The sequence below is a fragment of the Pseudarthrobacter sp. L19 genome (assembly GCF_050859435.1).
Classification (GTDB): domain Bacteria; phylum Actinomycetota; class Actinomycetes; order Actinomycetales; family Micrococcaceae; genus Arthrobacter.
On the sequence record NZ_CP193935.1, the window covers coordinates 2,631,743 to 2,644,397 of the forward strand.

12 protein-coding genes and 1 pseudogene are annotated in these 12,655 nt (G+C 69.4%); 11 read left to right on the forward strand and 2 right to left on the reverse strand.

Annotated elements, in window-relative coordinates; translation table 11 throughout:
• The first annotated feature begins 14 nt into the window (after positions 1-14).
• Complete coding sequence (ftsY, locus tag ACRQ5B_RS12515) at positions 15-1,211, forward strand: signal recognition particle-docking protein FtsY (protein WP_432394306.1); 1,197 nt, start codon at positions 15-17, stop codon at positions 1,209-1,211.
• 9 nt (positions 1,212-1,220) lie between these two features.
• On the opposite strand, the gene ACRQ5B_RS12520 is transcribed toward ftsY, so the two are convergent.
• Positions 1,221-2,471: an MFS transporter gene (locus ACRQ5B_RS12520; RefSeq protein ID WP_412883317.1), complete on the reverse strand. Its 1,251-nt coding sequence runs from the start codon at positions 2,469-2,471 to the stop codon at positions 1,221-1,223.
• Positions 2,472-2,699: 228 nt separating this feature from the next.
• On the opposite strand from ACRQ5B_RS12520, the gene ACRQ5B_RS12525 reads away from it, so the two are divergent.
• Together ACRQ5B_RS12525 and ACRQ5B_RS12530 are read left to right on the forward strand one after the other, a co-directional pair.
• Positions 2,700-4,076 (forward strand): ammonium transporter, encoded by a 1,377-nt coding sequence (locus ACRQ5B_RS12525; RefSeq protein ID WP_432394309.1) that lies wholly within the window; start codon positions 2,700-2,702, stop codon positions 4,074-4,076.
• A complete protein-coding gene (locus ACRQ5B_RS12530) occupies positions 4,073-4,411 on the forward strand; it encodes a P-II family nitrogen regulator (RefSeq protein ID WP_136322366.1) in 339 nt (112 codons plus the stop codon). The genes ACRQ5B_RS12525 and ACRQ5B_RS12530 overlap by 4 nt, the downstream gene beginning before the upstream one ends.
• Positions 4,412-4,541: 130 nt before the next feature.
• Here ACRQ5B_RS12530 and ACRQ5B_RS12535 read toward each other — a convergent pair whose 3' ends face one another.
• On the reverse strand, positions 4,542-5,930 hold the full coding sequence (locus ACRQ5B_RS12535; protein ID WP_432394313.1) for a glucose-6-phosphate dehydrogenase: 1,389 nt from the start codon (positions 5,928-5,930) through the stop codon (positions 4,542-4,544).
• 150 nt (positions 5,931-6,080) lie between these two features.
• Here ACRQ5B_RS12535 and ffh point away from each other — a divergent pair, with 150 nt between their 5' ends.
• From ffh to rimM, 8 genes and pseudogenes are all read left to right on the forward strand, one after another.
• The gene (ffh, locus tag ACRQ5B_RS12540; RefSeq protein ID WP_432394316.1) at positions 6,081-7,661 is read left to right on the forward strand and encodes a signal recognition particle protein; all 1,581 of its coding nucleotides are present in this window, start codon (positions 6,081-6,083) and stop codon (positions 7,659-7,661) included.
• 69 nt (positions 7,662-7,730) lie between these two features.
• Positions 7,731-8,480, forward strand: a complete 750-nt coding sequence (locus tag ACRQ5B_RS12545) for an alpha/beta fold hydrolase (RefSeq protein WP_364134999.1) — start codon at positions 7,731-7,733, stop codon at positions 8,478-8,480.
• Between the two features lie 10 nt (positions 8,481-8,490).
• Positions 8,491-9,588, forward strand: a complete 1,098-nt coding sequence (locus tag ACRQ5B_RS12550; RefSeq protein ID WP_432394319.1) for an amidohydrolase family protein — start codon at positions 8,491-8,493, stop codon at positions 9,586-9,588.
• 75 nt (positions 9,589-9,663) lie between these two features.
• Complete coding sequence (locus tag ACRQ5B_RS12555; RefSeq protein WP_432394322.1) at positions 9,664-10,539, forward strand: VOC family protein; 876 nt, start codon at positions 9,664-9,666, stop codon at positions 10,537-10,539.
• Positions 10,540-10,624: 85 nt separating this feature from the next.
• A complete protein-coding gene (locus ACRQ5B_RS12560) occupies positions 10,625-11,062 on the forward strand; it encodes a hypothetical protein (RefSeq protein WP_432394324.1) in 438 nt (145 codons plus the stop codon).
• Between the two features lie 208 nt (positions 11,063-11,270).
• Positions 11,271-11,693, forward strand: a complete 423-nt coding sequence (gene rpsP / locus ACRQ5B_RS12565) for a 30S ribosomal protein S16 (RefSeq protein ID WP_290257538.1) — start codon at positions 11,271-11,273, stop codon at positions 11,691-11,693.
• A gap of 1 nt (position 11,694) precedes the next feature.
• Positions 11,695-11,936: pseudogene (locus tag ACRQ5B_RS12570) on the forward strand (RNA-binding protein).
• Positions 11,937-12,061: 125 nt separating this feature from the next.
• On the forward strand, positions 12,062-12,655 hold the full coding sequence (gene rimM / locus ACRQ5B_RS12575; RefSeq protein WP_432394326.1) for a ribosome maturation factor RimM: 594 nt from the start codon (positions 12,062-12,064) through the stop codon (positions 12,653-12,655).

Below are 12,655 nucleotides of genomic sequence, written 5' to 3' on the forward strand. Positions count from 1 at the left end.
GAGAAGCTAGGGGAGTGAACGACATCCTCCCTATCATCCTGCCCATTATCGTTGCCCTGGTGGTCATCGGTGCCCTCATTCCGGTGCTCGTGCGGACCCGGAAGAACATCACCAACTACCCCACGCAGCGTGACGCCAACGACCCCGTCCAGGGCACCGGCGGCGGGACCCTGCTGGAGGACCGGACCGGCGCCCCCGCCCGGGACACCGAAGGCCTCGAAGACCTTGAGACCGTGGAAGTGCCGGACGACGCCGCCGGCCTGGAGACCGTCCCGGTCGAGATGCCGCTGCCCGTCGCAGGCCGCCTGACCCGGCTGCGCGAACGCCTGGCGAAGTCCAACAACGTCCTCGGCAAGGGCCTGCTGGCCCTCCTGTCCTCCGACAAGATCGACGAGAACGTCTGGGACGAGGTCGAGGAGACCCTGCTGCTCGCGGACCTGGGAACCGAGCCGACCATGCAGCTGGTGGACGCACTCCGCGCCCGCGTCAAGGTCCTGGGCACCCGCTCCCCGGAAGAAGTCAAGGCCCTGCTGCGCGAGGAACTGCTCAAGCTCGTCGACCCGACCATGGACCGCAGCCTGAACGTCCAGCGCCACGCTGACAAGCCGGCCGTCATGATGGTCGTCGGCGTCAACGGCGTCGGCAAGACCACCACCGTCGGCAAGCTGGCCCGCGTGCTGGTTGCCGAAGACAAGGACGTCCTGCTCGGCGCGGCGGACACCTTCCGCGCCGCCGCCGCCGAACAGCTGGCCACGTGGGGCCAGCGCGTCGGCGTCCCGACGGTCAAGTCGGACATCGACGGCGCGGACCCCGCCTCCGTCGCCTACGAGGCGGTCAAGGCCGGCATCGACCAGGAAGTCGACGTCGTCATGATCGACACCGCCGGACGCCTGCAGAACAAGGTCGGCCTGATGGACGAACTCGGCAAGGTCAAGCGCGTCGTCGAGAAGCTCGCCGAGGTCGACGAGGTGCTGCTGGTCCTGGACGCCACCACCGGCCAGAACGGCCTGAATCAGGCCCGGGTCTTCGCCGAGGTCGTCAACATCACCGGCATCGTGCTCACCAAGCTGGACGGCACCGCCAAGGGCGGCATCGTCGTCGCGATCCAGAAGGCACTGGGCGTCCCGGTCAAGCTCGTGGGCCTGGGCGAAGGGGCCGACGACCTGGCCCCGTTCGACGCCGACAGCTTCGTGGACGCGATCCTGAACTAGGCGGTTGCCTTACGCGGCCGCCGGGGCTGCGGGCCGGAACGTTTCCCGCGCCAGCAGCCATCCGGCGGCCGCGGCCAGCAGCACGCCGCCGGTGACGCCGAAGGCCCAGCCGTAACCCAGCCGGTCCGCCAGCAGGCCGGCGATCACCGGCCCCACGATCGCGCCGCTGTCCTGGGTCATCTGGAACACCGCCAGCACCTTGCCGCCGGAGCGTTCGTTGCCGATCACGTCCGCGATCGTAGCCTGCTGCGCCGGGCCCAGCAGGCCGGAGCCGATGCCGGCCACCGTGGAGGCCAGCAGGAACAGCGGCAGATCGTGCGTCAGGCCGATCGAGGCGGTGGCCAGGCCGGTGACCACCAGGCCCGCCAGCATCATCGGTTTCCGGCCGGCGGAGTCCGCGAGCCGTCCCGAGAACGTCAGCGCCACGGCGTTGCCGGCGGCGAACACCGCCAGCGCCCAGCCGGCGGAGGACGCCCCCGCGCCGAGGGCCGCGACGGCGAACAGCGGCACCGTCGCCATCCGCACCCCGAACGTGGCCCAGCCGTTAGCGAAGCTGGAGGCCAGGCCGGCCCGGTAGGCGCTGTCCCGCACCGCGTCGCGCAGCAGCATGGCCGGGGCGGCCGTGCCGGCCTCCCGGGACCCGGAGGGAACGTGCGTGAGCTGGGTCTGGACGACGGCGGCGGCCAGCACCAGCGCGGCGGCGTAGGCCAGGAACGGCACCCGCAGGCCGAAGCCTGCCAGCAGGCCGCCGACGATCGGGCCGCAGACGTTGCCGATCAGGAAGGCCGAGGCGTACGCGCCGGAAACCCGGCCGCGGCTCTCCGGCGGGGCCAGCCGGACCACCAGGGCCATCGACGCCACCGTGAACATCACCGAGCCGGCGCCGCCGAGGCCGCGGAACACCAGCAGCTGCCAGTAATTTTGGGCGAAGGCGCACGCCGCCGTCGACGCCGCCACGATCAGCAGCCCGGCGACGTACACCGGCCGTTCGCCGAGGCGCACGATCAGCGCACCGCCGGCCGGGGCGAACACCAGCCGCATGAACGCGAAGATACTCACGATCACCGCCGCCGCCGTCGCCCCGACGTCGAACGTCGTCGCGAACTGGGGGAGCACCGGCGCCACCAGCCCGAAGCCCAGGGCGATCAGGAACGCCGCAGCCAACATCACCTTGATGTCGCGGGGAAGCCGCGGACCGCGGGACGGCCGCAGGGCGGAGAGAAGGCTGGAATCCCTGGCGGGACGGGCTGTTTTGCTCATGGTGCTGCTTTCGAGGCCGGGAGATGGCCGGTGGGGGGATGGGGCTGCGTGAAACACAACCGTAACAAGCGCGAGATGCACCATTTACTTCCGGGAGGTTCTTGTAACAGCCCGGCAATCTAAATCCCGAGCCGGTGAAACACTACGCCAGCAGACTCTTCTTAGAACGCAAAATGCGTTGAACTTGCGGACTGGATCCGCACCTAAGAGCAAGAGAGGACGCAGACCATGGAACTCACCGCGGGTCTCGTTTGGCTCCTGGTCGCAGCAGCGCTCGTGCTGTTCATGACCCCGGGCCTGGCATTTTTCTACGGCGGCATGACGCGTGCCAAGTCAGCCTTGAACATGATGATGATGAGCTTCGTCGCCATCGGCACTGTCGGCATTGTCTGGGTTCTGTGGGGCGCCTCCATGGCCACCAGCAACGAAGACAACTTCTTCCAGATCTTCGCCAACCCGTTCTCGCACTTCGGGCTGCACAACTTCACCGATCCGGCGGACCTGCTGAAGGTCGGATACGCCGCAACCTTCGCGATCATCACCGTGGCCCTGATCTCCGGTGCCGTGGCCGACCGCGCCAAGTTCTCCGCCTGGGTCATCTTCACCCCGATCTGGGCCACCCTCGTCTACGCCCCCATGGCCTTCATGGTCTGGGGCGGCGGCCTCTTCTCCAAGGACGGCTGGTTCGGCCAGACGTTCGCCCCCGTGATCGACTTCGCCGGCGGCACCGTGGTCCACATCAATGCCGGTATCGCGGGCCTGATCCTGGTGCTGGTCATCGGCAACCGCAAGGGCTTCGGCAAGGACCCGAACCACCGCCCGCACAACATCCCGTTCGTCATGCTCGGTGCAGCCATCCTCTGGTTCGGCTGGTTCGGCTTCAACGCCGGCGCCGCCGCCACGGTCGAGCAGGCCGGCCTGATCTGGGTCAACACCCTCGCCGCCCCCGCCGCCGCCATGCTCGGCTGGCTCGCCGTGGAGCGCTTCCGTGACGGCCACCCGACCTCCCTCGGTGCCGCCTCCGGTGTGGTCGCCGGCCTCGTCGCCATCACCCCGGCCTGCGCCAACGTCTCCCCGCTGGGCGCCATCATCCTGGGTGTCGTCGCCGGTGTAGCCTCCGCTCTGGCCGTCGGCCTGAAGTTCAAGTTCGGCTACGACGACTCGCTCGACGTCGTCGGCGTTCACCTGGTCTCCGGCGTCGTCGGCACCGTGGCCATCGGCTTCCTGGCCACCCCGTCCCAGGGCACCGCCGGCCTCTTCTACGGCGGCGGCAGCACCCAGTTGGTCGCCCAGGTCCTGGCCGCCCTGTTCTCCATCGTCTTCACCGCCGTGATGACCTTCATCATCGCCTTCCCGATCCACAAGCTGATGGGCTTCCGGGTCTCCCAGGAGCAGGAAGTCGTGGGCGTGGACCTCAGCCTGCACGCCGAGACCGCCTACGAATTCGGCCTCAGCGGCCGGGGCGGAAGCTTCCAGCCGCTGCACGAAATCATCACCGGCAAGACGCTCGGCGGCGAGGCCGTCCAGCTCCCGGCCGAGGACATCGCAGGCGTCCCGCAGCACGGCAAGCAGACCGCAGCAGGCAAAGAAAGCGTGGAAGCATGAAACTGATCACCGCCATCGTCCGACCGGAAAAACTCGACGCCATCCGCGAGGGCCTGGAAGCCTACGGGGTGCAGGGCCTGACGGTCAGCGCGGCCAGCGGCTACGGCCGGCAGCGCGGCTACACCGAGGTCTACCGCGGCGCCGAGTACAACGTGGACCTGCTGCCGAAGATCCGGGTGGAGGTGCTGGCCACCGACGAGCAGGCCGATGACATCCTCGACGTCATCATCGCCAGCTCCAACACCGGCCGGGCCGGCGACGGCAAGGTCTGGACCATGGATGTCTTCGAGGCAGTCCGGGTCCGCACCGGAGAACGCGGCGCGGCCGCCATCTAGCGGCAATCCCTCCAGCCGCGGACCGACTCAGCGCAACGCGAATGAGGCTTGCGAACAGCGGGCCGGGCACCTGAAAAGGTGCCCGGCCCGCTTGTGTGTGCGCTTGTGTGTGCCCGGGGCTAGGTGCGCCCTAGGTGGGCCACCCCTCGGGGCCCGGGGTGCCGGCGGGGTATTCCTCCAGCGGCACGCTGTCCCTGGCCCAGGCTTTAATGACCGGCTCCACGATCCGCCAGCAGTCCTCGGCGGTGTCGCCCCTAACCGAGAGCAACGGGTCCCCACTGAGTACACCCTCGAGGACTTCGCCGTAGGGGAGCAGTTCCGAGGCGCTCAGCTCCGCCTTCAGGGTGGCCCGGTCCAGGCTGAGCACGTTCCCCGGCCCGTTGACGTCGACGTCGAACTGCAGGGTGTCGGGGCCGAAGCCGATCCGCAGCTGGTTGGGGGAGTCGACGCCGGTGAACCCCCTGGGCAGGTGCGGCACCGGGCGGAACGTCACGATGGCCTCCTTGCGCATCGATCCGAGTGCCTTTCCGGACCGGAGCATGAACGGCACGCCTTGCCAGCGCCAGTTGTCGATGTCCACCCGGACCTCGGCGAGGGTCTCGGTGTTCCGCGACGGGTCGACGCCCTTTTCCTTTGCGTAGTCCGGGACCTTGCGGCCGTCGATCGAGCCGGCGGAGTAGCGCGCGCGGCGGGTGTTCTTTGCGTAGGGGGCTTTGATGCTGCTGGCCCGCAGGAGGGTGGCGACGGCGTCGCGCAGGTCCCGTTCGTCCACGGAGGCCGGCGGTTCGATCGCCATTAACGCCATGATCTGCAGCAGGTGGCTCTGGATCATGTCCCGCAGTGCGCCGGCCCCGTCGTAGTACCGGGCCCGGCCCTCGAGGGCAAGGTCCTCGTCGAAGATGATCTCCACCTTCTCGATGTGCTCCCGGTTCCAGACCGGCTCCAGGAACGTGTTCGCGAAGCGGAGGCCCAGGATGTTCAGGACCGTGGCCTTGCCCAGGAAGTGGTCCACCCGGTGGATGTGGTCCTCGGGGACCAGGGCCGCCAGGGTTTTGTTCAGGTGCCGGGCCGATTCCTCGCTGGAGCCGAAGGGCTTCTCCATCACCAGCCGGGTGCCGGCGGGGACTTCCTCCGGGGTCAACGCCTCGCAAGCGAGCTGGCTGATTTTCGGCGGCAGCGCGAAGTACACCGCCACCGGGCCCTCCAGCCCGGCCAGCAGGGACGCCAGCTCGCCGCCCGAGGTGACGTCCAGGCGGTGGTAGCTGGTGGAGGAGCGGATGCGCTTGAGTTCGCGTTTGCCGTCCGTGGTGGCCTGCGAGTTCTCGTCCGCGAAGGCGGTGTCCAGCCGCTCCAGCCACTGCTCCTGGCTCCAGTCGTCGGAGCCGGCGCCCACCAGGGTCAGGCCGGCGGCGTGGCCCCGGGCCACCAGGCGGGCCAGGCCCGGAAGCAGCAGCCGGCCGGTCAGGTCGCCGGACGCGCCGAGGATGAGCAGGGTCTTTACCGTCGATTCACTGGTCACCTACGCCAGCATGCCACCTCCGAGCCGGGTCTTGGTACCCTAGATAGTCGAGTCCCGTTGTCGGGCCGGTTCGTTCCGGCGAGACAGTTCCGACACTGGCGCGCCGTTCCGGCCGCCAGCTGCAGATCCACTGAAAGAAGTGCACGGCGCGTGTTCAATTCACTCTCTGACCGGTTGACAGCAACCTTCAAGAACCTTCGCGGCAAGGGCCGCCTGACCGAGGCCGACGTCGACGCCACGGTCCGGGAGATCCGCCGTGCCCTGCTTGACGCCGACGTCGCCGTGCCGGTGGTCCGCGAATTCACCTCCCGCGTGCGCGAACGTGCCCTCGGCGCCGAGGTCTCCGGTGCGCTGAACCCCAGCCAGCAGATCGTGAAGATCGTCAACGAGGAACTCGTCGAGATCCTCGGCGGCGAGACCCGCCGGATCCGGCTGGCCAAGACCGGCCCCACCATCATCATGCTCGCCGGCCTCCAGGGTGCCGGTAAGACCACCCTCGCCGGCAAGCTCTCCAAGCACCTGAAGTCCCAGGGCCACAGCCCCATGCTGGTGGCCTGTGACCTGCAGCGCCCCAACGCCGTCACCCAGCTTCAGGTCGTCGGCCAGCGCGCCGGCGTGCCGGTGTTCGCCCCGCACCCCGGTGCCACCTCCACCGAGCTGGACCACCCGGTCGGCGACCCGGTCGCCGTCGCCCGCGCCGGCGTCGAGGAAGCCAAGCGCACCCTGCACGACGTCGTGATCGTGGACACCGCCGGCCGCCTCGGCGTGGACGCGGACATGATGGAGCAGGCGCGCCAGATCCGCCGGGCCATCGTCCCGAACGAAGTCCTGTTCGTCATCGACTCGATGATCGGCCAGGACGCGGTCAACACCGCCATGGCGTTCGACGAGGGCGTCAACTTCACCGGCATCGTGCTCTCCAAGCTCGACGGCGACGCCCGCGGCGGTGCCGCGCTCTCCGTCGCGTCGGTCACCGGTAAGCCCGTCATGTTCGCCTCCACCGGCGAAGGCCTGGACGACTTCGAGCTCTTCCACCCGGACCGCATGGCCTCCCGCATCCTCGACATGGGCGACGTGCTGACCCTGATCGAGCAGGCCGAGAAGTCCTGGGACAAGGATGAAGCGGCCCGGATGGCGAAGAAGTTCGCCGACCAGGAAGACTTCACCCTCGAGGACTTCCTCGCCCAGATGCAGCAGATCCGCAACATGGGCTCGATGAAGAAGATGCTCATGATGATGCCCGGTGCGCAGAACATCCGGCAGCAGCTCGAGCAGTTCGACGAGCGCGAAATCGACCGGGTCGAGGCGATCGTCCGGTCCATGACCCCGCACGAGCGGGTCGCGCCGAAGATCATCAACGGTTCCCGCCGCGCCCGCATCGCCCGCGGTTCCGGCGTGCACGTCTCCGAGGTCAACGGCCTGCTGGAACGCTTCGCCCAGGCGCAGAAGATGATGAAGAAGATGGCCGCCGGCGGCGGCATTCCGGGGATGCCCGGGATGCCGGGCATGGGCGGCGGGGCCCGCAAGGGCAACAAGCCCGCGCCCAAGAAGAAGGCCCGCTCCGGCAACCCGGCCAAGGCCGCGCAGGAGCTCAAGGACGCGGAGGCGCGGCGCGCAGCCGGCGCCAAGGCCGTCCCCACCGGCGCCTCCTTCGGCCAGCAGGGCGACTTCGATCCCTCCCAGCTGAACCTGCCCAAGGGCTTCGACAAGTTCCTCGGCGGCAGCAAGTAGCGACACGCTGCCGCGGGCCGCGGCGCATGTCGCGGCCCCGTTGACGGACCCGTGGAATAGGCTTGGAGCATGTTCAAGGAGCGCGTAGTTTTCGTCCACGGGGCCGGCAGTTTCGGTGCCGCGGCGTGGCCGAAACAGCACGGCATGGCGCTGGCCTATGACGCGCTCTTCCTCCGCCGGCACGGCTTCGACCCGGTGGCCGAGCCGCTGGAAACCGACTTCGCGGCCGACGCCGGGATCGTCCTCGGCGCCCTGGCCGACGACGGCCGCGGAGCCGCCGGAGGCCACGTCGTCGCCCACTCCCAGGGCGCCATCGCCGCGATGATGGCCGCCGTCGAACGGCCCGACCTGGTCCAGTCCCTCACGCTGGTGGAACCGGCCTGCCTGTCCCTGACGGCGGAACTGCCGGCCACCGCCGCGCACCGGGCCCTGATGGAGCCGCTCTTCGACGTCCGGCACAGCCTGGGCGACGAGGACTTCCACCGCGAATTCGTCCGCCGGGTCTTCGCCGCGCACGCCCCGCTGCACGGCGCCGCCGGGGAAGTCGCGGCGGACAACGCCCGGGAGGCGCGGCGGCTCCGGCTGCAGGCCCCGGCCTGGGAGGCGCCCCTGCACATCGTCCCCGGCGTTCCCACCCTTGTCCTCACCGGAGGCTGGGAACCGCTGTATGAGGAGATCGCCGGCTACCTCGTGGAGACCGGCGCCCGGCACCGCACCGCCCCGGGCGGGCACCGGCCGCAGGACTCACCGGAAGGGGACCGGGCGATCCGCTCCTTCATCGCCGACGTCGTCCGCAGCCGGCACGCCCGCGCTTCCTAGGCTGGGACGCATGAGCGGCATCATCGAATTCACCGGGCCCGTCCTCACCGCCGTGGACCGGGAGCGGCGCGGCCTGTGGTCCGTGGACGGGGTGCTGACCTTCGACCGTCCGGAGGCGGCGCCGGACCAAGTCATCGACGGGTGGGTCATCCCGGGACTGGTCGACGCCCACTGCCACATCGGGCTCGGGCCCGGCGGTGACGTCGACGCCGCTGTCGCCGAAGCGCAGGCGCGCGCGGACCGTGACGCGGGGACCCTGCTGGTGCGCGACGCCGGAGCCGTGCACGACACACGCTGGATCCAGCAACGGCGGGACCTGCCCCGGATCATCCGTGCGGGCCGCCACATCGCCCGGAGCCGTCGCTACCTGCGCGGCCTCGCCGTCGAGGTCGACCCCGGTGACCTGGTCGAGGAGGTCCGGAAGCAGGCGCGGGCGGGGGACGGCTGGGTCAAGCTCGTGGGGGACTGGATTGACCGCGACGCCGGGGACCTCGCCGCAAGCTTCCCCGCCCGCACCGTCAGGGACGCCGTCAGCGCCGCCCACGACGAGGGCGCCCGGGTCACCGCTCACTGCTTCGCCGAGGGCACCCTCGATGACATGCTCGACGCCGGCATTGACTGCATTGAACACGCGACCGGGCTGCTGCCCCGCCATCTTCCGCGTTTCGTCGACCAGGGCGTGCCGATCGTCCCCACCCTGATCAACATCGCCACCTTCCCGGACATCGCCGCGCAGGCCGAGCCCAAGTTCCCGCGCTACGCCGCCCACATGCGCGCGCTCTGGGAACGCCGGGCCGAGCGGGTCCTCGAGGCCTATGAGGCCGGGGTGGCCATCTACGCGGGCACCGACGCCGGGAGCGTCATTGCCCACGGGCGGATCGTTGACGAACTCGAGGCGCTGCAGGCCGCCGGACTGGGCCCGGCCGCTGCCCTCGACGCCGGCGCCTGGTCCTCCAGGGCCTGGCTGGGCGCCGCCGGAATCGCCGAGGGTGGCCCCGCCGACGTCCTGGTCTGCGCCGCTGACCCGCGGCGGGATCTCTCCACGTTGCGGAACCTGCGCGCCGTCATCCTCCGCGGGGACGTCCTCGGCGCGGCATTCGTGGAATAAATTGAAGCTTCAAGTAATTTTATCTGGTGAGAGCCGCCGAACGACGGCAAAACCCCTCAGCACCGGAGTGATGCAATGACCACCAACGCCGCCACCCAGGACCTCTTGCCGGCCGACCTCTCGATGGGCACCGTGATGCTCAAAGTCGGCGACCTGGCGATGATGACCGACTACTATCAGCGCGCCCTTGGCCTGGAGGTGGTGGCCGAGCAGGACGGCGGCCTCTACCTCGGACGCGGGCGCACGCCGCTGGTGCACCTCGCGCCCGCCCCGGGACTGAACCTGCCCTCCCGGGGCGAGGCCGGACTCTTTCACACCGCCCTCCTGTTCGAGGACCAGGCGGCGCTGGCCGCCACCGTCGCCACCGCAGCCCAGTACGATCCCCGGTTCTTCACCGGGAGCGCGGACCACCTGGTCAGCGAGGCCTTCTACTTCAACGACCCCGAGGGCAACGGCATCGAACTGTACTGGGACCGTCCGCGCGAGGAATGGTCGTGGGACGGGGCGAATGTTGTCATGGACAGCCTGGCACTGCCGCCGCAGCGCTACCTGGAGCAGCACCTCACCGAAGCGTCGCTCGCCGGCCAGCGCGAAACCGGCGCCGGCGTCGGGCACGTGCACCTCCAGGTCGGCGACGTGCAGTCGGCGCACGACTTCTACGTCGGGACCCTGGGCTTCGAAAAGACCGCAGGCTGGCACGGCCAGGCCCTCTTCGTCTCGGCGGGCGGGTACCACCACCACATGGCCATGAATGTCTGGAACAGCCGCGGCGCCGGCCCCCGGCGCGACACGCTGGGCCTGGGCGAGGTGCTGATCGAGGTGCCCTCCGGGGACGACGTCGGCGCCCTCGCGGACCGGCTGAAGGTGGCCGGCGTCTCGTCCCACCACACGGGCGCCGAGCTCCGGTTCGATGACCCCTGGCGCAACCGGATCCGGGTGGCCGTCCGCTGACCGGCCTCCGGGCCGGCAGCCGATAGGCTGGGAGCACGCCACACGCCGCGGCCCCCGGGCCGCCCGAAATCCAAGGATGAGCCCCGTGGGATTTACCGAAGTCTTCGTCGCCACCCATGACGCCGCGCTCCAGCGGGCCGCCGCCCTCGCCGGGGGCGCCCCCGCAGGCCCGGACGCCGTCCGGATCGAGGGCATCAGCGACTACGAGATCGAACGGCTCGGTGACCTCGCCGGCACCGCCGTCCACGCCGCCGGCGCCGACTATGAACTCGCGATGGTTGACGTCTCCAGCGATGCACTGCTCGGCGTGCCCGCCGCCATGGTCCGGACCCTCGCCGAGCTGCTCAGCTACGAGACCGACGAGGGCGAGAGCGTCATGGCCGATGTCGCCGGGCAGTGGGCGGCCGAGGAGGACATGCCCTTCGGTGCCGCCGAGGCCCTCGGCCACACCCGCCGGATCGCGGAGCTCGCCTCCGCCGTCGACCCCGCCGCCCGCACCGAACTGTACGTTTGGACCGCCTGAGCCTGACGACGGCGCCAGCCGCGGCGGCCCGCCGCGGGTGTCAAGTCGAAATCGGCGCGGTGATCTGGCACAATGATCAGGTACTTGATCTGCGTGGCCCTCTCTCCGCGTCTGGATCTTGTCCTTTTAGAACCCCCTAGTATGGCCCGCCCCACGGGTGCAGAACGCCGGGTTCGACCCCGTTTCAGAAACAGGAGTGACCACAAAAGTGGCCGTTAAGATTCGCCTTAAGCGCTTCGGCAAGATGCGCGCCCCGTACTACCGCATCGTCGTCATGGACTCACGCTCCAAGCGTGACGGCCGTGCCATCGAAGAGATCGGCAAGTACCACCCGACCGAAGAGCCCTCGTACATCGAGGTCGACTCGGACCGCGCCCAGTACTGGCTCGGCGTCGGCGCTCAGCCGTCCGAGCAGGTTGCCGCGATCCTGAAGATCACCGGTGACTGGCAGAAGTTCAAGGGTCTGCCCGGCCAGGAAGGCACCTTGAAGACCAAGGCTGCCAAGGAAGGCTTCGTAGCCCCGGAGAAGGGTTCCGTCATCATTCCGGAAGCCATCACCAAGAAGGCCAAGAAGGACGACGCAGCCGAGGCCCCGGCCGACGCCGAAGCAGAGACCACCGAGGCTGAGTAACTTGCTGGCAGACGCGCTCGAACACCTGGTCCGCGGGATTGTAGACAGCCCCGAAGACGTCAAGGTCAGTGCCAAGAACAACCGCCGGGGGACACCCTTGAGGTGCGCGTTCATCAGGACGACCTTGGACGGGTGATTGGCCGCCAGGGCCGGACCGCACGCGCACTGCGCACCGTGGTCGCGGCGCTGGCAGACGGTGAGCCGGTGCGGGTCGACGTCGTCGACACCGACCGCCGCCGGTAGCGCAGCCAGCACACGCTTGATCTCTGTCCGGCCCCTCCACCAGCATTGGTGGAGGGGCCGGACTGTTTTGCGCACACTGCGCCCCACAACGACCCATCCTTCCCATCCCCGAACAAGAGGACAGCATGCAGCTTCAGGTGGCACGAATCGGCAAACCCCACGGCATCCGCGGCGAGGTCACCGTCCAGGTGCTGACCGACGCCCCCGGTGACCGGTTCGTTCCGGGCACCCAGTTCGTCGTGGAGCCCGCGTCCGCCGGGCCGCTCACGGTCGAGAGCGCGCGCTGGAACAAGGACATCCTGCTGCTGGCATTCGAGGAGGTGGAGACCCGCAACGATGCGGAGGCCCTGCGCGGCGCCAAGCTCTTCATCGAAACCGAGGAACTCGACGAGGACGACGACGAGGGCTGGTACGAGCACGAGCTCGTCGGCCTGGACGTCCGGGTGGGCGACGAGGTGGTGGGCACGGTCTCCGCGCTGCACACTATGCCCGTCCAGGACCTGCTCGTGGTCAAGGACCGCGCCGGCAAGGAAATTCTGATCCCGTTCGTGGAGCAGATCGTCCCCGAGGTCAACGTCGCCGAAAAGTACGTCCTCGTCACCCCGCCGGCGGGCCTGTTCGAGGTCAACACGGACACCACCGCGACCCCCGACGACGGCGACTCCGCCGACAGTGCCGCCGACAGCGCCGCCGAGGGTGCAGACGGGGACCGCGCCTAA

Excerpts from the sequence above, each read along its gene's own strand:
- ACRQ5B_RS12520 (WP_412883317.1), bottom strand. The coding sequence starts at position 2,471 with ATGAGCAAAACAGCCCGTCCCGCCAGGGATTCCAGCCTTCTCTCCGCC.
- ACRQ5B_RS12525 (WP_432394309.1), top strand. The coding sequence starts at position 2,700 with ATGGAACTCACCGCGGGTCTCGTTTGGCTCCTGGTCGCAGCAGCGCTC.
- ACRQ5B_RS12530 (WP_136322366.1), top strand. The coding sequence starts at position 4,073 with ATGAAACTGATCACCGCCATCGTCCGACCGGAAAAACTCGACGCCATC.
- ACRQ5B_RS12545 (WP_364134999.1), top strand. The coding sequence starts at position 7,731 with ATGTTCAAGGAGCGCGTAGTTTTCGTCCACGGGGCCGGCAGTTTCGGT.
- ACRQ5B_RS12550 (WP_432394319.1), top strand. The coding sequence starts at position 8,491 with ATGAGCGGCATCATCGAATTCACCGGGCCCGTCCTCACCGCCGTGGAC.
- ACRQ5B_RS12555 (WP_432394322.1), top strand. The coding sequence starts at position 9,664 with ATGACCACCAACGCCGCCACCCAGGACCTCTTGCCGGCCGACCTCTCG.
- rimM (WP_432394326.1), top strand. The coding sequence starts at position 12,062 with ATGCAGCTTCAGGTGGCACGAATCGGCAAACCCCACGGCATCCGCGGC.